Source organism: Pseudomonas sp. M20 (assembly GCF_045037865.1).
Lineage (GTDB): Bacteria > Pseudomonadota > Gammaproteobacteria > Pseudomonadales > Pseudomonadaceae > Aquipseudomonas.
On sequence record NZ_CP173611.1, the window covers coordinates 366,872 to 384,307 of the forward strand.

Genomic DNA, 17,436 nt, shown 5'->3' on the forward strand with positions numbered 1-17,436 from the left:
GGTACAAAAAAACCGGCTCATTGAGCCGGTTTTTTTATGCGCGGGATTTATCCGACGACCATCAATCAGTCGTCGAAATCTTCCCAGCCACCCATCTGTTTCCAGCGATTGACGATGCCGCAGAACAGCTCAGCGGTTTTTTCGGTGTCGTAACGCGCCGAGTGCGCTTCACGGCCGTCGAAATCGATGTCGGCGGCTTGGCAGGCTTTTGCCAGTACGGTTTGACCGTAGGCAAGACCGGCCAGCGTAGCGGTGTCAAAGCTGGAGAACGGGTGGAACGGGTTGCGCTTCATGTCCAGACGTGCGACCGCCGCGTTCAGGAAGCCGAGGTCGAAGCTGCTGTTGTGGCCGACCAGAATCGCGCGCTTGCAGCCGTTGGCCTTCAGCGCCTTGCGGATGCCACGGAAGATGTCGGTCAGTGCGGTTTCTTCGCTGACGGCCATGCGCAGCGGGTGATCGAGCTTGATCCCGGTGAACTCCAGCGCCGCTGCTTCGATGTTGGCGCCTTCGAATGGCTCAACGCGGAAGAAGTAGGTGTGATCCGGGTAAACGAAACCCTTTTCATCCATGGCGATGGTGGTCGCGGCAATCTCCAGCAACGCATCGGTGGCCGAGTTGAAGCCGCCGGTTTCTACGTCGACGACAACCGGCAGGTAGCCGCGAAAGCGTGCTGCCATCGGGTGACGGGAACCGCCACCACCACTTTGACCGTCCAGTTCGTCGTCGAAATGGTCTTCACTCACGCGTGTTCCTCCAGCAGGCGCCAGCGCAGTTTTTCACCGGCGCGCAGCGGGATAACGGTCAGCTCGCCGAAAGGCAGGCTGGTCGGGGCGGTCCATTCTTCACGAACCAGGGTGATGCGGTCGGTGTTCGCCGGCAGGCCGTAGAAACGCGGGCCGTTGAGGCTGGCGAAGGCTTCGAGCTTGTCCAGCGCGTTCCGCTGTTCGAAGGCTTCGGCATACATCTCGATGGCGGCGTACGCGGTGTAGCAGCCGGCGCAACCGCAAGCGGCTTCTTTGGCGTGCTGCGCATGTGGCGCCGAATCGGTGCCGAGGAAGAACTTGGCGCTGCCACTGGTGGCGGCGTCGAGCAGGGCTTCCTGATGTGTATTGCGCTTGAGAATCGGCAGGCAGTAGAAATGCGGCCGAATCCCGCCAACCAACATGTGGTTGCGGTTGTACAGCAGGTGATGCGCAGTGATGGTCGCGCCGACGTTGGCCGAAGCCTCGTTGACGAACTGCACGGCGTCGCCGGTGGTGATGTGTTCGAACACCACTTTCAGCGTCGGGAAGCGCTCGACGACTCGACGCATGTGCTCATCGATGAAAATCTTTTCGCGGTCGAACACATCGACGTCGCCACGGGTGACTTCACCGTGGATCAGCAGCGGCATGCCGACTTCGGCCATGGCTTCGATCGCCGGCAGAATCTTGTCGATGCTGGTCACGCCGGAGTCGGAGTTGGTGGTCGCGCCGGCCGGGTACAGCTTGGCGGCGTAGACAAAACCACTGGCCTTGGCTTCACGAATTTCTTCGGGCTGGGTGCGGTCGGTGAGGTACAGCACCATCAGCGGCTCAAAGCGACTGCCGGCCGGGCGGGCAGCGAGAATCCGCTGGCGATAGCCGTCGGCTTCAGCGGCGTTGCGCACCGGAGGTACCAGGTTGGGCATGATGATCGCGCGGCCAAAAGTGCGCGCAACATCGGCAACAGTATTGGTCAACACGGCACCATCGCGAAGATGAATGTGCCAGTCGTCGGGACGCAGCAGGGTCAGGCGGTCGGACATGAGGGGATTCCAGGCGGGTCAAACTGAGGCGAATGCTACCGGAAAAGACTCTTGCAGGCACTCGCTATCAAGTTTTGCGGGAACCTTCCGATATCCCGTAGGTATGCCGTAAACATAGTGTGAATCGGTCTTTGTGTTTCAGAAGCCAATGGAGCCTCCCGTGCGCCAGCGTTATTTAGCCTTGCTCAGTGTGTTTGCCAGCCTTCCCGCGATGGCGCTCACGTACCAGACCCGTCTGGAGAACATTGAGTGGACGGTTGCCGGCGACAAGTTCGAATGTCGTCTGACCCAACCGATCACTGATTTCGGCTCTGGTGAGTTCGTGCGCAAGGCCGGCGAACAGGCGATCTTCCGTCTGAATGCCTACAACGCCATGCTTGGCGGTGGTTCGGCGACGTTGCTGGCGGCGGCGGCACCGTGGCAGCCGGGTCGTGGTGACATCAATCTGGGCAACGTCCGGCTCGGCAGTGGCAACGTGCTGTTCAGCAGTTCGCAATCCCAGGCCGGTGGCCTGATCAGCGGTCTGCTGGACGGGCGCAGCCCGGTTGTACGTCGAGCGTCTGGCGATGGCCGTGTCTCGGAAGTGCGTTTATTGCCGGTGAAATTCAGCAAGGCGTTTAACGACTATCAGACCTGTGTAGCGAAATTGCTGCCGCAGAATTTCGACCAGATCAAGCAATCGCAGATCGGCTTCCCCGGCGAGGGCGTTGACCTCGATGCCGCCGCCAAGGCCAAGCTGCAAGTGATGCTCGAATTCATGAAGGCCGATCCGACGGTCAATCACATCGAGCTCGATGGCCATTCCGACAACAGCGGTAATCGTCTGACCAACCGTGAACTGTCGCGCCGCCGAGCGCTGGCAGTGGTCGACTTCTTCAAGGCCAATGGCATCGCCGAATCGCAGATCACAGTACGTTTCCACGGTGAACAATACCCATTGGTTCCGAACACCAATGCGGCCAACCGGGCGAAGAACCGTCGGGTTGCGGTGAAGCTTGCACGCGTGGCGCCAACCACCGCTCCAGCGCCTCAGGCGAGCACCCCAGCCAGCACTGCAGCGACTTCCTGACCCGCCGGTCATCGTCGCGCTGTCGACAGATTCTGTCGCTTTGTCGTCTTAAGCTGTCGCGCCTCTGTAAATTATCGCGTTTGAGCGGTAGACTCCTCGGCTTTCCGTAGAACCCCGTGGAGTGATGGCATGGCGGACGTAAACAAGGTCGTTCTGGCGTATTCCGGCGGCCTGGACACTTCGGTGATCCTCAAGTGGCTGCAGGATACTTATAACTGTGAAGTGGTGACCTTCACCGCTGATCTCGGTCAAGGCGAAGAGGTCGAGCCGGCCCGCGCCAAGGCTCAGGCCATGGGCGTCAAAGAAATCTACATCGACGATCTGCGCGAAGAGTTCGTGCGTGATTTCGTGTTCCCGATGTTCCGCGCCAACACCGTTTACGAAGGCGAGTACCTGCTGGGTACTTCCATCGCACGTCCGCTGATCGCCAAACGTCTGATCGAAATCGCCAACGAAACCGGCGCTGACGCCATTTCCCATGGCGCTACCGGCAAGGGCAACGACCAGGTGCGCTTCGAACTGGGTGCCTACGCACTCAAGCCTGGCGTAAAAGTCATTGCGCCATGGCGTGAGTGGGACCTGCTGTCCCGCGAGAAGCTGATGGACTACGCCGAGAAGCACGCGATCCCGATCGAGCGTCACGGCAAGAAGAAGTCCCCGTACTCGATGGACGCCAACCTGCTGCACATCTCCTATGAAGGCGGCGTGCTGGAAGATACCTGGACCGAGCACGAAGAAGACATGTGGAAATGGACCGTCTCCCCGGAGAACGCTCCTGATAAAGCGCAATACCTGGAACTGACCTACCGCAACGGCGACATCGTTGCACTGGACGGCGTCGAAATGACTCCGGCCACCGTGCTGGCAACGCTGAACAAGATCGGTGGTGCTCATGGTATCGGCCGTCTCGACATCGTCGAAAACCGTTACGTCGGCATGAAGTCCCGTGGCTGCTATGAAACCCCGGGCGGCACCATCATGCTGCGCGCTCACCGCGCCATCGAATCGATCACCCTGGACCGCGAAGTCGCTCACCTCAAAGACGAGCTGATGCCGAAATATGCCAGCCTGATCTACACCGGTTACTGGTGGAGCCCTGAGCGTCTAATGCTGCAACAGATGATCGATGCTTCCCAGGTTAACGTGAACGGTGTCGTTCGCCTGAAGCTGTACAAAGGCAACGTGATCGTCACTGGCCGCAAGTCCGACGATTCGCTGTTCGACGCCAACATCGCGACCTTCGAAGAAGATGGCGGTGCTTACAACCAGGCCGACGCGGCGGGCTTCATCAAGCTCAACGCGCTGCGCATGCGCATTGCTGCCAACAAGGGCCGCAAGCTGTTCTGAGTGTTACAGACTGACGCGCAATGAAAAGGGCGGCCTTGTCATCGAGACAACGCCGCCCTTTTTACGTAAATTCTTTGGTTGTTTCTGTTCGAGTCATGTTCAGGGTTTCGCGCGTGGGGCAATGACTCCTCCTTCAGGCCCGCCCCAGTAGTGTCACCGCTTGTGAGCACAGGTTATAAACAATGCACAGTGTGTTGCCAGAGCCTTTCTTTATGTGCCTTATTTGCAGTAGTGCATTTTGCGTCAGTAAAACATCCGACACATGATTGGAAAGAAAGACGACCACACGGGCCGTTTTCCTGTCCAGGTTGCGGATATTTTCCACCATTGTGGCTAACTCTCTCGATGCATCGACATCTCTGGCATCTATGAGATGCAAATTACTGATCGATGCGGGCAACTGAATGTTGTGCTGAACAATCAGGCTCGGTTTTACGTTGCTGTCCGCAGGCGGGTCAGGTGCGTTGTGTACTTTGCACGAGTCTTTGCATTCGACAGTGCCAGTTTCGCTCGGCACTATACAACTGGAGAACCCGAATGTACCTGGTGTGCCAGGTTCTTGCGTCGAGGTGTGTCGTTTGTTCTCGCGATCATTGGTATCGATTACCTTCAGGAAGTTCTTGTCTTTACCGAAATCGGAAGGTGAATAGAGGGAGCGGTAGTTGAAATTCAAGGTAATAAAGAAAAGAAATAGCAAGTAAAATGGAAAGCTGATCAGGAACCACACATAGATTTCCCTGTCCTTGTTGTCAAGGAAAGGCAGAGATACAGCGGCTGATGTTTCAGAGATGGCCGCAAATATGGCAATGACGGTCATTGGGTTGCTGATCTTTTTTTTTATTTTTAGCATGTTTGTACTCTTTTGCCTGGTCTTTCTCATGGTTAATAAGTTCGTATTGGTTGGGCATAGATAGTTTGGATTCAGTGTTTGTTTTTATAGCAAAAGTATAGTGCTTGGTATAAATATCTTGTTTCAAGTGTTTATGTTTTTCCCAGCGTTATAGTGCCGGTGCCACCGCTGTTGCTTTGTGTTTCCGATATTCCGATATTCCGATATTTTTCAGGCGCGCACATAGGCCCGGGCGCCAGCGCCGTTCGGGCGCAATGAGCTGCAGCGGCGAGGTGTGGGTTTTGCACCGGTGATCGTAGTCTGTAACAGGTTGAAAAGAGAATTTTTGCCTCCGGCGAAAGAGTCTGCGGTGTCGGATGTTTAGATGGACGGAGGTTTTTTGTAGGATTAATCCGCGATGGATGTAGGGCATGTCTCTCGATGCAAGTGCGTGTTAACACTGGCATGCCATAGAGCAAGTGACTGGGCTATTGTGCGTGTTCTAAAAATTCGAACAGCGAAACTGGACTTGCCCATGAATAAAGTGCTGATCGTGGATGATCACCCTGTCATTCGTCTTGCGGTACGTATGCTGATGGAACGTCATGGCTACGAAGTCATCGCAGAAACTGATAACGGTGTGGATGCATTACAACTTGCTCGAGAACAAATGCCGGATATTGTCATTCTGGACATTGGAATACCAAAACTTGATGGTCTGGAAGTTATCGCACGCCTGACTTCAACGGCCATGCCGATTAAGGTACTGGTTCTGACTTCCCAGGCTCCCGGGCACTTTTCCATGCGCTGCATGCAGTCGGGGGCGGCCGGCTATGTGTGCAAACAGCAGGACTTGACCGAGTTGCTCAGCGCAATCAAGGCCGTATTGTCCGGCTACAGTTATTTTCCCAATCAGGCTTTGCATACCGTGCGTACAAGTCTGGGCAATGCGAGTGAAGCCGATATGGTGGATCGTCTGTCCGGTCGGGAAATGATGGTGCTGCAGCAGTTGGCGCGGGGCAAAACCAACAAGGAAATTGCAGATGGCATGTTTTTGAGCAACAAAACCGTGAGCACTTACAAGACGCGCTTGTTGTTGAAGCTCAATGCGCGTTCTCTGGTTGATCTGATCGAATTGGCGCAGCGCAATGGTCTGGTCTGAATCTATCGATGGCTGACGGGGTCATGGGCCGATCAAGCTCAGCTAGCCGTACAAAGAGAAAAGCCTCCGGTTCGGGAGGCTTTCAAGTATCAGAGATCAAAATCGTAATCGGCCAATTGCCTTTGCAGTCGGCGCTCCTCAAGCAGGTTATCGATCGTACGGCGCTTGCTGAGATTGGTCTTGGCGACTTCGACCACAGGTTCGGCATCATCAGTTTCCGCAGTGAGATCGTCATCTACATCCAGTGTCTCTTTGTCGCTACTCATCAGCTAACTCCCGGCTAAGAATGCCTCTGGCGCTCCTTATATCGACATTCCTGCAGCGGGTAAAAAAGATTTTTTCAATCGACTTATCAATTATTCCAATAGCCGGTCAATCGTCAGAAGTTTTGTCTTTGTACTCGCACAAGTCTTCGATCCGACAACTCCCACACCGTGGCTTGCGGGCCAGACACACGTAGCGACCGTGAAGAATCAGCCAGTGATGAGAGTCGAGCAGGAATTCCTTGGGTACAAATTTCATCAGCTTGTTTTCCACTTCGACCACATTTTTGCCCGGTGCGATGCCGGTGCGGTTGCTGACGCGAAAGATGTGGGTGTCGACGGCCATGGTCAGTTGGCGGAATGCCGTGTTGAGTACGACGTTGGCGGTCTTGCGGCCCACTCCCGGCAAGGATTCGAGCTCTTCACGGGTTTGCGGAACTACACTGCCATGGCGTTCGACCAGCAGGCGGCAGGTTTCGATGACGTTCCTGGCCTTGCTGTTGTAGAGACCGATCGTCTTGATGTATTCCGATAGACCTTCGACCCCTAAAGCGTGGATCGCCGCCGGCGTATTGGCGACCGGAAACAGCTTCGCCGTGGCTTTGTTGACACCGACGTCAGTCGACTGCGCCGAAAGAATCACGGCGATCAACAGCTCGAACGGTGAGGAGTAGGCCAGTTCGGTCTTCGGCTCCGGATTGTCTTCGTGCAGGCGGCGGAAAATCTCCAGACGTTTTGCGGCATTCATGGGCGATGCGTTTCCTTGGATATCGAGTTCGGGCGAATCAACGCCTGGCGCGCCGCCAACAGCAGCGCCAACAAAATAAAAGCACCGGGGATCAAGGTGATCAGGTGCAGGCCTTCGCTAAACACAACTAGACCTGGCCAGTCTTCGGACAGCCCCCGGCCGAGACTACCGTGACCGATGAGTTCACGCAGCCCGGCGAGCAGCAACATCAATCCGCCGAACATGCCGCAGAGTTTCAAGCGCTCGACCAGCGATGAGCGCCAGAAGCCATTGTGCTCCAGTGCCACGCATTGCAAGGCTATCAGGCCGGCATAGAGGCCGAATGTTTGCTGCCAGGGCAGAAACCAGCGTTGCGCCAACAGGTCTGCACAACTGGTGAAAGTCGCGGCGAGCAGCAGGCTGGCCAGCAATGCGCTTGTGCCAGTGAGGCGAGACCGTAAAACAGGCATGCACGGGCCATACAGACCCACGACACTGGCGAACATCAATAATGCCCCCAGTGCGCCTGCCAAGGAGTCACTGGTGCCAAGCAGCAGTGTCAGCATCAAAGCATTCGAAAGGGCTGCCGAGCGGTTCATGTTCCGCTCCCCAGCAGTGCCGCCCGATGTTCATCGAAGTAGCGCAGGGCATCATGGATAGCGCTGATCGCCGCGCGAGAGGTGATGGTCGCACCGGCGATTTGATCGAACTGCCCCTGATCTTTTTTCAATGCCCAGCCAGCGTCATTCGGTTCACCGCGTGATTTGCCGTTGAAAACCTGAAGCCAGCGGTTCGGCCAGTCGCCAATGGGCCCACCGAGTGCCGGGGTTTCGTTTTGCTTGAGGGTTTTCACGCCGAGCAACTTGCCGTTGGCATCGATAGCAATCAGCAATTCAATGGCACCGGCGTAGCCCTCGGTCTGGTTACGCAGCAACACTGCAACGGTTTGACCATTCTTGGTTACACGGTAACCAGCCGCGAGCGTGCTATGGCTCAGACCGGTATCGGTCAGTGTAATTGGCCGTTCCAGCGGTTGGTTGTCGTAGCTGTCAGGGGGAAGCATGTCGAGCAGTTTGCGACTGTCGACCAGGCGCTGCTCAGCAGCGATCTGCGGTGCGCTGCTGCGTTGCAGCAGGTACGTCGCACCAATGCCGACCACCGCCCACAAGAATAACGTCAGTGCGCTGGCCGTGCGGTTCATGAACTCACCTGTGGCTGACGACTCGCGGAAAATCGTTCCAGCGCCGGCACGCAAAGGTTCATCAGTAGCACTGCAAACGCGACGCCATCCGGGTAACCGCCCCAACTGCGAATCAGGTAAGTCAGTAAGCCGACACCGATGCCAAACAGCAATCGGGCAAGCGCCGTTCTGGCGCCGGAGACCGGTTCAGTGATGATGAAGAACGCGCCCAGCATGGTCGCGCCACTGAGCAGGTGGAACAGCGGCGAACCCTGAGAGTCCGACCCGGAGCCATTCCAGAACAGCAGGCTGACAACAAACAGGCTGCCGAGCATGCCTGCTGGTGCGTGCCAACCGAAGATCCGGCGCTGCAGCAAAACCAGCCCGCCGGCGAGAAACGCCAGATTCACCCATTCCACACCGTGGCCGCCAAAGCGACCGAACGCCGGATTGCTGGCGAACAATTCGTCCATGGTCAGGCTTTTGTTGATGCGCAGGCTGTCCAGCACGGTAGCTTGCGCCCAGGCGTCCGGCGCCTGGCCTGCGCCGAATACCTGTTGAAACGTTGCCGTCAGATCCAGGCCATGGGCCGGCCAATGGGTCATCGGCTGCGGGAACATCACCATGGCCAAGGCAAACCCGAGCATCGCCGGATTGAATGGATTTCTACCGACGCCGCCGTACAAGTGCTTGCCAAACAACAGACCCGAGGCAATCGCCGTCACCGTCAGCCACCACGGGCAATAAGGCGGCAGGGCGGCGGCCAGCAATGTCGCGCTGACCAGCGCACTGCCGTCACTTAGTGTCGGCTGCAATGGCTGTCGACGCAGTCGGAGGACAGTTGCCTCGACTACCAGCGCGGTGACGATCGCCAACAGCAGATTGATTAACACGCCCCAGCCATACAACCAGAACAGCGTCAGCAGCCCCGGCAAGGCGGCGAGCAGCACCAGTTTCATCGCCTGTGGCAGGCGATCGTCCGGTGCCTCAAGGGGCGACATGATCTTGCACCTGGCGCTCGGCGTCTTGCAGGCGGGCGCGGGCCTTGTCGAGGGTTTCGATGGGCGTGTCGGCGCGACGTTCGAGTTTGTTGAGGTCCGCGCGGGCGTAGGCCAATTCGGTTTTCAACTGGCGAAGCTGGCTGTCGATCGGGCGTTTTTCGACGCGCACCAGGTCAGGCAACGGCTGATCGCTTGTGGCTTCGGCGGCGTGCAGGGCCTGTTCGGCGTCGCGCAATGCTTGTTCCCGCGCGGCGATCTGCTCGGGCGCCGCTTCGGCGGTTTGTGCCTTTTTCAGTTCAGCGCGGCGCATGGCCAACTGAATCTTCGCCCGTTTCAGATCAGCGTCTTTGGCTGGGGCAGGCACTACGGGCGCTGGCGTAGCGCTGCTTTCAACGGCCGCCAGAGCTTGTTCGGCGGCTTCGAACTGCTGCTGCAATACGATCAGTTGCGCCTGCTGCTCGAACGTCGGCGGGTGGCCGAAGGCCTTCAGCGATTTGTGCAGTTGCGCACGGCTCATTGCCACATCAATCTTGGCTTTCTTCAGCGCCGCATCAGCGGTCGCCGCTTTCTGCGCACGCACCCGTTCCAGTGCTGCCTGTACCGGATCGGTTGCAGTCACTTCAGGTTGCGCCGCCCGTTTTGCCCGCGCTTCACGCTCTGCCTGCTTTTGTTGTTCTTCGCGTTGCAAGCGCTCGTTTCGACGCTCGAAACGTTGACGCGCGTGATCGCGTTTGGCCGCCCGTGCGCGCTGTTCTTCAAGACTGAATGCCAGACCGCCAACCACCGGCAACGTGCTCGGTGGCAATGGATGCATTTCGATGCAATCCACCGGGCACGGCGCAACACACAGGTCGCAACCGGTGCATTCGTCAATGATCACCGTGTGCATCAGTTTCGCCGCGCCGACGATCGCGTCGATCGGGCAGGCCTGAATGCATTTGGTGCAGCCAATGCATTCGGCTTCACGGATGAACGCCACCTGCGCCGGCGCTGCGCCGCGACTGATGTCCAGTTCCAGCACCGGTACTTTCAACAGTTCAGCCAGCGCGGCGATGGTTTCGTCACCACCCGGCGGACACTTGTTGATCGGCTCGCCTGCGACGATGCCTTGCGCATACGGCTTGCATCCGGGATGGCCGCACTTGCCGCACTGGGTCTGCGGCAGAAGGGCATCGATGCGTTGAATCAGACTCATGTTTTGATCAGTCCACTGAATCCGAGAAAAATCACTGCGATCAATCCGGCGCTGATCAAATCGATCGGCAAGCCACGAAAGGGCAGGGGAATATCGTTGTCGGCCGTACGTTCACGCAAATCCTGGAACAGGCTCAGTACCAGCCAGAAACCCAGCCCGGCACCGAGGCTCAAAGTGGTCGCCTGCAGCAGACCTCGATCGTTTTGCGCATTGATCAGTGCCAGCCCGAGCACGCCGGCATTGCCCAGCAACAATGGCCACAAACCTTCGAAAGGCAGATTCGGCAGCCTGCGCGCCAGCAGCTTCAACAGTGGCGCAATCAGCAACACACTCAACGGCAGAAACACGAACAGGCGCAGGGCTTCAAGTTGCAGCGGCCTCAGCAGCCAATGCCAGACCGCGTAACTGGTAACGCCAACGATCAGCATCAGACACAACGTCGCCAGCCCCAGCGCATGCACCTGTCGACGACTGGCCGCGAGCAGCGGATCGACGCCCAGCGGCCAGTGCAACACGAAGTTGTTGAGCAGCGCAGCACTGATAAGCGTAAGCACGAGTTCGGTCATGGTTCTGCCAGCGAAACGGGCGGATGTCTCTTAAGGTTAGGCATTATCCGGCCAGATATGAAAAATCCCACAGGCATGCGGTGCACGCCTGTGGGATCGGTCTGCCGCCGAGTGTTACTTGATGCGCTGACCCGGCTTGGCGCCGCTGTCCGGGCTCAGCAGGTAGATCTCTTCACCGCCAGGGCCTGCTGCCATCACCATGCCTTCGGAGATACCGAACTTCATTTTCCGTGGCTTGAGGTTGGCGATCATCATGGTCAGGCGACCATCGAGCTTGGACGGGTCCGGGTATGCGCTCTTGATGCCCGAGAACACGTTGCGTTGCTCGTCACCGATGTCGAGGGTCAAACGCAGCAGCTTGTCAGCACCTTCCACGTGTTCGGCCTTGACGATCAGTGCGACGCGCAGGTCGATCGCGGCAAAGGCATCGAAGTCGATTTCCGGCGACAGCGGGTCCTTGGCCAGTTCGCCATTGCCGGCCGGGGCGGCGGCGCCGGTGTCGGTCTGGCTGGCGGTGAGGTCTTCTTTCGAGGCGTCGCTCATGGCTTGTACTTTTACCGGGTCGATGCGGGTCATCAACGGTTTGAATTCGTTGAGCTGGTGGTTGGCCAGCAGCGTGGTGTGGTCGTTCCAGGTCAGCGGGGCGACATTGAGGAACGCCTCGGCATCGGCGGCCAGCAGCGGCAGCACCGGCTTGAGGAAGATCACCAGTTGGCGGAACAGATTGATGGCGGTGGCGCAGATCGCCTGGACTTCATCCTGTTTGCCTTCCTGCTTGTTCAACGACCACGGTGCCTTGTCGGCGATCCAGGCGTTGGCGCGGTCGGCGAGGGCCATGGTTTCACGCATGGCGCGGGCGAAGTCGCGAGCTTCATAGGCATCCGCAATGCTTGGCGCTGCGGCGAGGAAAGCCTCAGTCAGCTCCGGCGCAGCATTGGTGTCGACCAGCAGGCCGCCGTTACCTTTCTGGATGAAACCGGCGCAACGGCTGGCGATGTTGACCACTTTGCCGACCAGGTCGGAGTTGACCTTCTGCACGAAATCTTCGAGGTTCAGGTCAAGGTCATCGACGCCACGGCCCAGTTTGGCTGCGTAGTAGTAGCGCAGGTATTCCGGCGACAGGTGATCCAGATACGTACGGGCCTTGATGAAGGTGCCGCGCGACTTGGACATTTTCTGGCCGTTGACGGTCAGGTAGCCGTGTACGTTGATGCCGGTCGGCTTGCGGTAACCGGCGCCTTCAAGCATCGCCGGCCAGAACAGTGCGTGGAAATTGACGATGTCCTTGCCGATGAAGTGGTACAGCTCGGCGGTGGAATCCTTGGCCCAGAACGCGTCGAAATCCAGATCCGGCGTGCGGTCGCAAAGGTTCTTGAAGCTGGCCATGTAGCCGATTGGCGCGTCGAGCCACACATAGAAATACTTGCCCGGCTCGCCCGGGATCTCGAAACCGAAGTACGGCGCATCGCGGGAGATGTCCCACTGTTGCAGGCCTGCGTCCAGCCATTCGGCGATCTTGTTGGCGACGGCGTCCTGCAGGGTGCCGCTGCGGGTCCAGGTCTGCAGCATTTGCTGGAAGTCCGGCAGCTTGAAGAAGAAGTGCTGGGAATCCTTGAGCACCGGAGTGGCGCCAGAGATCGCAGATTTCGGATCCTTCAAATCAGTTGGTGCATAGGTCGCGCCGCATTTTTCGCAGTTGTCGCCGTACTGGTCTTCGGTGCCGCATTTCGGGCAGGTGCCCTTGATGAAGCGGTCGGCCAGGAACATTTTCTTTTCCGGGTCGAAATACTGGGTGATCGAGCGTTGGGCGATGTGCCCGGCGTCACGCAGCTTGATGTAGATCTGGCTCGACAGCTCACGGTTTTCTTCGGCGTGAGTGGAGTGGAAGTTGTCGAAATCAACCAGGAACTCGGCAAAGTCGGCGCTGTGTTCAGCCTGCACATTGGCGATCAGTTGTTCCGGGGTGATGCCTTCCTTTTCCGCGCGCAGCATGATCGCCGAACCGTGGGCGTCGTCGGCGCAGACGTAAATGCATTGATTGCCGCGATGCTTCTGGAAGCGCACCCACATATCGGTCTGGATGTATTCCAGCATATGGCCAAGGTGAATCGAACCGTTGGCGTAGGGCAGGGCGCTGGTGACGAGGATCTTGCGTGGTTCGGACATGTGGGGCTTCGCTACTTGATGAAACGGAGGTCGGCCACTATAAAGCGCCGGGAAAGATATTTCACCCCTGCAAATCGTTGCCGGGCGTGCCGTCCGGAGGACAGAAGGGGTAGGATACCCGCCATCTTTTCCCAGTCTTGTTATCGGAGTTGCCCATGAGCGCCGTCACTCGCGCAGCGGTGGAAGCCGTCCTCAGCCAATACACCGACCCTTACCTGAACCAGGATCCGGTCAGCGCCGGTTGCGTGAAGCACATCGAGATCGTCGGTGACCGCGTCAACGTGCAGCTGGAAATCGGTTACGCCGCCGGTCTGTTCAAGAGCGGCTGGGCGCAATTGTTGCAACTGGCCATCGAAAACCTCGACGGCGTGGTTGTCGCCAAGGTCGAGGTCAACACAGTGATTGCCGCGCACAAGGCGCAAGCGCAGATCCCGGGGCTGGCCAACGTCAAGAACGTGGTCGCCGTGGCGTCGGGCAAGGGCGGTGTGGGCAAGTCGACCACCGCCGCCAACCTCGCGCTGGCCCTGGCCCGTGAAGGCGCCAAAGTGGGGATTCTCGACGCCGACATCTACGGCCCGAGCCAAGGCATCATGTTCGGCATCCCCGAGCGCACCCGCCCTGAGGTCAAGGATCAGAAGTGGTTCGTGCCGCTCAAGGCCCATGGCGTTGAAGTCATGTCGATGGCCTTTCTGACCGACGACAACACGCCGATGGTCTGGCGCGGGCCGATGGTGTCCGGCGCGCTGCTGCAACTGGTCACGCAAACCGCGTGGGGCGATCTGGATTATCTGGTCATCGACATGCCGCCAGGCACCGGCGACATCCAGTTGACCCTGGCACAGAAAGTCCCGGTGGCCGGTGCGGTGATCGTCACCACGCCACAGGATCTGGCCTTGCTCGACGCGCGCAAAGGCGTGGAAATGTTCCGCAAGGTCAACATTCCGGTGCTGGGCGTGGTGGAAAACATGGCCGTGCACATCTGCTCGAACTGCGGGCATGCCGAGCATCTGTTCGGTGAGGGCGGTGGTGAGAAACTGGCGACCCAGTACGGTGTGGAGCTGTTGGCTTCGCTGCCTCTGTCGATGCTGATCCGTGAGCAGGCCGATGGCGGCAAGCCAACGGTGATCGCCGAGCCGGACAGCCAGATCGCCATGGTCTATCAGGAACTGGCCCGCCACGTCGGCGCACGGATCGTGTTGCAGGAAGCGGCAACGCCGGCGATGCCGAATATCACCATCAGCGACGATTGATGCATCCGCAACACTGAATAAACCTGTAGGAGTGAGCCTGCTCGCGATAGCGGAATACCATTCAACAGATTTGTTGAATGAATGACTGCAATCGCGAGCAGGCTCACTCCTACACGGGTTTTGTGGTGGGGGTTAGATCCGCAACCCGCCATCCATCTCCAGAATCCGCCCGGTGTAATAGTCGTTTTCGAAAATGTACGCCGCCGAATGGGCGATCTCTTCCGGCTTGCCCATGCGCTTGAGCGGAATCCCCGAAGTCATCTTCTCCAGCGCTTCCGGTTTCATGCCCAGGGTCATCTCGGTTTCGATGAAGCCCGGTGCAATCCCCGCGACACGAATGCCGTAACGCGCCAGCTCTTTGGCCCAGGTCACTGTCGCTGCAGCAACACCGGCCTTGGCCGCCGAGTAGTTGGTCTGGCCAACGTTGCCCGCCCGCGAGATCGACGAGATGTTGATGATCGCGCCGCTGGTCTTCAGCTCGACCATTTTCGCCGCCACTTCACGGGTGCAGAGGAACACGCCGGTCAGGTTGACGTCGATCACCGCCTGCCACTGTGCCAGGCTCATCTTGGTCATTTCGCCGTCCTTGACCTTGAGCAGCAGGCCATCACGGAGGATCCCTGCGTTGTTGATCAGGCCGTGAATCGCGCCGAAATCGGCGGCGACCTGAGCGACCATGTGCTCGACCTGCTCTTCATTGGCCACGTTGCACAGATAGCTGCGCGCCTCGACGCCTTTGGCCTTGCAAGCCGCGACCGCATCGTCGAGCTTTTCCTGATTGAGGTCGATCAACGCCAGCTTCGCGCCTTTGCCGGCGAAATACTCGGCCATCGAACGGCCCAAACCCTGGCATCCGCCAGTGATAATGATTACTTTGTCGTTGAGTTGCATTCGCATGCCCCGATAGCAGGTCTGAGTAGTTTTTGTTTTCAGCGACTCCCGATCTGCACCGGCCTTGGCAGGGTGCACATGAGAATTGCCCGCTGGCGTGACGGGGACTTGATCCCGGGCGCCCGTCCGTTTTTTCGACGGATACTATTTAAGGAGTCATAAATTGAGCGTTGAAGTGGCGAAGAATGCCCGAGAATTGCTTCTCAAGGAATACCGGGGAGTGCTGTCGACCCACTCCAAATCGATGCCCGGTTTTCCCTTTGGCTCCGTGGTGCCTTACTGCCTGGATGAGCAGGGTCGGCCGCTGATCCTGATCAGTCGCATCGCCCAGCACACCCACAACCTGCAAAAAGACCCTAAATGCTCGATGTTGGTGGGGGAGCGCGAAGCCGATGACGTGCAAGCCGTTGGTCGCCTGACTTATCTGGCCGAAGCGCAGAAGCTCGAAGATGCCGCTGCCATCGATGCCGCCGCCGAGCGGTACTACCGTTTTTTCCCGGATTCGCAGAACTACCACAAGGCCCACGATTTCGATTTCTGGGTGCTGACTCCGGTGCGTCATCGCTACATCGGCGGTTTCGGCGCGATCCACTGGGTCGATCAACTGACCCTGGCCAATCCGTTCGCCGGCAAGGCTGAAATCAGCATGGTCGAACACATGAACAGCGACCACGCCAAAGCCATCGCGCACTACGTCGACCTTGCCGGTCTGCCGAAAACCGTGCCGGCGCAACTGGCCGGAATCGACATCGAAGGCATGCACCTGCGCATCGGTCAGGCGCTGTACTGGTTGCCGTTTCAAGCCCCTTGTCATACGCCGACACAAGTGCGCGAAGCCTTGGTTTCATTGGCTCACGCACAGGTCTGGCCAAAAAATGCAGTGGTCGACGCTTGAATTCACGAAAGGGCGACGTCATCTAAGGCTTACTGCAAGGCATTTCTTGCGTTGAGGAAACTTTGATGCGCCCTTTTCTGTTGCTCTTTCTGCTGTTTCCAGTGCTGGAGCTGTTCGTATTCGTCAAAGTGGCAGGGGCTATCGGGTTTTTCCCGGCCCTGCTGCTGATCATTGTCGGCTCGATGTTCGGTGTTTTTGTGCTGCGCGTCGCCGGTCTGGCCACTGCACTGCGTGCCCGTGAAAGCCTGAACCGCGGCGAACTGCCCGCGCAAACCATGCTCGAAGGGCTGAGGCTGGCTTTGGCCGGTGGCCTGCTGATCCTGCCGGGCTTCATCAGCGACGTGGTCGGTCTGGTGATGTTGCTGCCATTCAGCCGCCGGTTGCTGGCGAACAAAATGCGTCAGCGCGCCGAAGAACAGGCCATGCGTCAGCGTGCGTTCGCCGACGATCTGCAACCCCGTGGCGGTCCTGCACCGCGTCAGCCACTGGGCCGCGAGGGTGATGTGATCGAAGGCGAGTTCGAACACCGCGACAGCAAGTAACTGCGTTAGCCACACGGCACCTTCGGGTGCCGTGTTCATTTACGGGCCTCCAGAGTGAAAAATTTTCTCAGCTCGCCCTTGTAATAAGCTTATGCGCCCTTATGTATCGGTCACCGAAAGGTTTCTGGCATTTGAGCCAGTCAGTCTTCCGCGGCTCGCTTGACGAACCGCAACCGGCGCAGGCCGGATTTGTTAAACCCGCCGGGACTACACCGGCCGATGAAAACCACAATTAGGAGAGATCGACAATGAAGCTTCGTCCTCTGCATGACCGCGTCGTAATCCGTCGCAGCGAAGAAGAAAAGAAAACCGCTGGCGGTATCGTCCTGCCAGGTTCGGCTGCTGAAAAAGCCAACCACGGTGAAATCCTCGCTGTAGGCCCAGGCAAACGCGAGCGCGGTGAAGTTCATGCATTGTCCGTGAAAGTGGGCGACAAGGTTGTATTCGGTCCTTACTCCGGCAGCAACACTGTGAAAGTCGACGGCGAAGACCTGCTGGTAATGAGCGAGAACGAAATCCTCGCTGTTATCGAAGGCTGATACCCCCGTTCATTTTCCCGCTACTACA

19 protein-coding genes are annotated in these 17,436 nt (G+C 58.2%); 7 read left to right on the top strand and 12 right to left on the bottom strand.

Annotated elements, in window-relative coordinates; all coding sequences use genetic code 11:
* Positions 1-65: 65 nt before the first annotated feature.
* A complete protein-coding gene (gene rnt, locus ACI514_RS01605; protein WP_007916667.1) occupies positions 66-743 on the bottom strand; it encodes a ribonuclease T in 678 nt (225 codons plus the stop codon).
* A complete protein-coding gene (gene pyrC, locus ACI514_RS01610) occupies positions 740-1,786 on the bottom strand; it encodes a dihydroorotase (protein ID WP_007916661.1) in 1,047 nt (348 codons plus the stop codon). Before pyrC ends, rnt begins: the two co-directional genes overlap by 4 nt.
* A 160-nt stretch (positions 1,787-1,946) precedes the next feature.
* Between pyrC and ACI514_RS01615 the strand changes: the two genes are divergently transcribed.
* Positions 1,947-2,855, top strand: coding sequence for an OmpA family protein (locus ACI514_RS01615; protein WP_095123258.1), 909 nt, complete (start codon positions 1,947-1,949; stop codon positions 2,853-2,855).
* A gap of 129 nt (positions 2,856-2,984) precedes the next feature.
* On the top strand, positions 2,985-4,202 hold the full coding sequence (locus tag ACI514_RS01620) for an argininosuccinate synthase (protein ID WP_405122967.1): 1,218 nt from the start codon (positions 2,985-2,987) through the stop codon (positions 4,200-4,202).
* A 133-nt stretch (positions 4,203-4,335) separates the two neighbouring features.
* Here the strand turns inward: ACI514_RS01620 and ACI514_RS01625 are convergent, their stop codons facing one another.
* A complete protein-coding gene (locus ACI514_RS01625; RefSeq protein ID WP_160059243.1) occupies positions 4,336-5,052 on the bottom strand; it encodes a hypothetical protein in 717 nt (238 codons plus the stop codon).
* A gap of 514 nt (positions 5,053-5,566) precedes the next feature.
* Here ACI514_RS01625 and ACI514_RS01630 point away from each other — a divergent pair.
* Entirely contained in the window at positions 5,567-6,193 is a 627-nt protein-coding gene (locus ACI514_RS01630) for a response regulator transcription factor (protein ID WP_007916656.1), read from the top strand.
* Positions 6,194-6,282: 89 nt separating this feature from the next.
* On the opposite strand, the gene ACI514_RS01635 is transcribed toward ACI514_RS01630, so the two are convergent.
* The 8 genes from ACI514_RS01635 to metG all read right to left on the bottom strand — a co-directional run bounded on the left by ACI514_RS01635 (position 6,283) and on the right by metG (position 13,291).
* Positions 6,283-6,459 (bottom strand): PA3496 family putative envelope integrity protein, encoded by a 177-nt coding sequence (locus ACI514_RS01635; protein ID WP_174244477.1) that lies wholly within the window; start codon positions 6,457-6,459, stop codon positions 6,283-6,285.
* Positions 6,460-6,565: 106 nt separating this feature from the next.
* Complete coding sequence (gene nth / locus ACI514_RS01640; RefSeq protein WP_160059242.1) at positions 6,566-7,204, bottom strand: endonuclease III; 639 nt, start codon at positions 7,202-7,204, stop codon at positions 6,566-6,568.
* Positions 7,201-7,782, bottom strand: coding sequence for an Rnf-Nqr domain containing protein (locus ACI514_RS01645; protein WP_160059241.1), 582 nt, complete (start codon positions 7,780-7,782; stop codon positions 7,201-7,203). The genes nth and ACI514_RS01645 overlap by 4 nt, the downstream gene beginning before the upstream one ends.
* Positions 7,779-8,384, bottom strand: a complete 606-nt coding sequence (locus tag ACI514_RS01650; RefSeq protein WP_160059240.1) for an RnfABCDGE type electron transport complex subunit G — start codon at positions 8,382-8,384, stop codon at positions 7,779-7,781. The genes ACI514_RS01645 and ACI514_RS01650 overlap by 4 nt, the downstream gene beginning before the upstream one ends.
* Positions 8,381-9,364, bottom strand: coding sequence for an RnfABCDGE type electron transport complex subunit D (locus tag ACI514_RS01655; RefSeq protein WP_160059239.1), 984 nt, complete (start codon positions 9,362-9,364; stop codon positions 8,381-8,383). Before ACI514_RS01655 ends, ACI514_RS01650 begins: the two co-directional genes overlap by 4 nt.
* Positions 9,351-10,559, bottom strand: coding sequence for an electron transport complex subunit RsxB (gene rsxB / locus ACI514_RS01660; protein ID WP_160059238.1), 1,209 nt, complete (start codon positions 10,557-10,559; stop codon positions 9,351-9,353). Before rsxB ends, ACI514_RS01655 begins: the two co-directional genes overlap by 14 nt.
* On the bottom strand, positions 10,556-11,125 hold the full coding sequence (locus tag ACI514_RS01665; protein ID WP_160059237.1) for an electron transport complex protein RnfA: 570 nt from the start codon (positions 11,123-11,125) through the stop codon (positions 10,556-10,558). The genes rsxB and ACI514_RS01665 overlap by 4 nt, the downstream gene beginning before the upstream one ends.
* Positions 11,126-11,239: 114 nt before the next feature.
* Positions 11,240-13,291 (bottom strand): methionine--tRNA ligase, encoded by a 2,052-nt coding sequence (gene metG, locus ACI514_RS01670; RefSeq protein ID WP_160059236.1) that lies wholly within the window; start codon positions 13,289-13,291, stop codon positions 11,240-11,242.
* A 155-nt stretch (positions 13,292-13,446) separates the two neighbouring features.
* Between metG and apbC the strand changes: the two genes are divergently transcribed.
* Complete coding sequence (gene apbC, locus ACI514_RS01675) at positions 13,447-14,541, top strand: iron-sulfur cluster carrier protein ApbC (RefSeq protein ID WP_160059235.1); 1,095 nt, start codon at positions 13,447-13,449, stop codon at positions 14,539-14,541.
* A 132-nt stretch (positions 14,542-14,673) separates the two neighbouring features.
* On the opposite strand, the gene ACI514_RS01680 is transcribed toward apbC, so the two are convergent.
* Positions 14,674-15,432, bottom strand: coding sequence for an SDR family oxidoreductase (locus ACI514_RS01680; RefSeq protein WP_160059234.1), 759 nt, complete (start codon positions 15,430-15,432; stop codon positions 14,674-14,676).
* 163 nt (positions 15,433-15,595) lie between these two features.
* On the opposite strand from ACI514_RS01680, the gene ACI514_RS01685 reads away from it, so the two are divergent.
* The 3 genes from ACI514_RS01685 to ACI514_RS01695 all read left to right on the top strand — a co-directional run bounded on the left by ACI514_RS01685 (position 15,596) and on the right by ACI514_RS01695 (position 17,408).
* Positions 15,596-16,327: a HugZ family protein gene (locus ACI514_RS01685; protein WP_405122968.1), complete on the top strand. Its 732-nt coding sequence runs from the start codon at positions 15,596-15,598 to the stop codon at positions 16,325-16,327.
* A 65-nt stretch (positions 16,328-16,392) separates the two neighbouring features.
* On the top strand, positions 16,393-16,869 hold the full coding sequence (locus tag ACI514_RS01690) for an FxsA family protein (protein ID WP_405122969.1): 477 nt from the start codon (positions 16,393-16,395) through the stop codon (positions 16,867-16,869).
* Positions 16,870-17,117: 248 nt separating this feature from the next.
* The gene (locus ACI514_RS01695; protein WP_039758325.1) at positions 17,118-17,408 is read left to right on the top strand and encodes a co-chaperone GroES; all 291 of its coding nucleotides are present in this window, start codon (positions 17,118-17,120) and stop codon (positions 17,406-17,408) included.
* The last annotated feature ends 28 nt before the right edge of the window (positions 17,409-17,436 follow it).

Excerpts from the sequence above, each read along its gene's own strand:
- ACI514_RS01635 (WP_174244477.1), bottom strand. The coding sequence starts at position 6,459 with ATGAGTAGCGACAAAGAGACACTGGATGTAGATGACGATCTCACTGCG.
- nth (WP_160059242.1), bottom strand. The coding sequence starts at position 7,204 with ATGAATGCCGCAAAACGTCTGGAGATTTTCCGCCGCCTGCACGAAGAC.
- ACI514_RS01620 (WP_405122967.1), top strand. The coding sequence starts at position 2,985 with ATGGCGGACGTAAACAAGGTCGTTCTGGCGTATTCCGGCGGCCTGGAC.
- ACI514_RS01665 (WP_160059237.1), bottom strand. The coding sequence starts at position 11,125 with ATGACCGAACTCGTGCTTACGCTTATCAGTGCTGCGCTGCTCAACAAC.
- rsxB (WP_160059238.1), bottom strand. The coding sequence starts at position 10,559 with ATGAGTCTGATTCAACGCATCGATGCCCTTCTGCCGCAGACCCAGTGC.
- ACI514_RS01625 (WP_160059243.1), bottom strand. The coding sequence starts at position 5,052 with ATGCTAAAAATAAAAAAAAAGATCAGCAACCCAATGACCGTCATTGCC.
- ACI514_RS01650 (WP_160059240.1), bottom strand. The coding sequence starts at position 8,384 with ATGAACCGCACGGCCAGCGCACTGACGTTATTCTTGTGGGCGGTGGTC.
- ACI514_RS01630 (WP_007916656.1), top strand. The coding sequence starts at position 5,567 with ATGAATAAAGTGCTGATCGTGGATGATCACCCTGTCATTCGTCTTGCG.
- ACI514_RS01645 (WP_160059241.1), bottom strand. The coding sequence starts at position 7,782 with ATGAACCGCTCGGCAGCCCTTTCGAATGCTTTGATGCTGACACTGCTG.
- apbC (WP_160059235.1), top strand. The coding sequence starts at position 13,447 with ATGAGCGCCGTCACTCGCGCAGCGGTGGAAGCCGTCCTCAGCCAATAC.
- ACI514_RS01655 (WP_160059239.1), bottom strand. The coding sequence starts at position 9,364 with ATGTCGCCCCTTGAGGCACCGGACGATCGCCTGCCACAGGCGATGAAA.
- ACI514_RS01680 (WP_160059234.1), bottom strand. The coding sequence starts at position 15,432 with ATGCAACTCAACGACAAAGTAATCATTATCACTGGCGGATGCCAGGGT.
- metG (WP_160059236.1), bottom strand. The coding sequence starts at position 13,291 with ATGTCCGAACCACGCAAGATCCTCGTCACCAGCGCCCTGCCCTACGCC.
- pyrC (WP_007916661.1), bottom strand. The coding sequence starts at position 1,786 with ATGTCCGACCGCCTGACCCTGCTGCGTCCCGACGACTGGCACATTCAT.
- ACI514_RS01695 (WP_039758325.1), top strand. The coding sequence starts at position 17,118 with ATGAAGCTTCGTCCTCTGCATGACCGCGTCGTAATCCGTCGCAGCGAA.
- ACI514_RS01690 (WP_405122969.1), top strand. The coding sequence starts at position 16,393 with ATGCGCCCTTTTCTGTTGCTCTTTCTGCTGTTTCCAGTGCTGGAGCTG.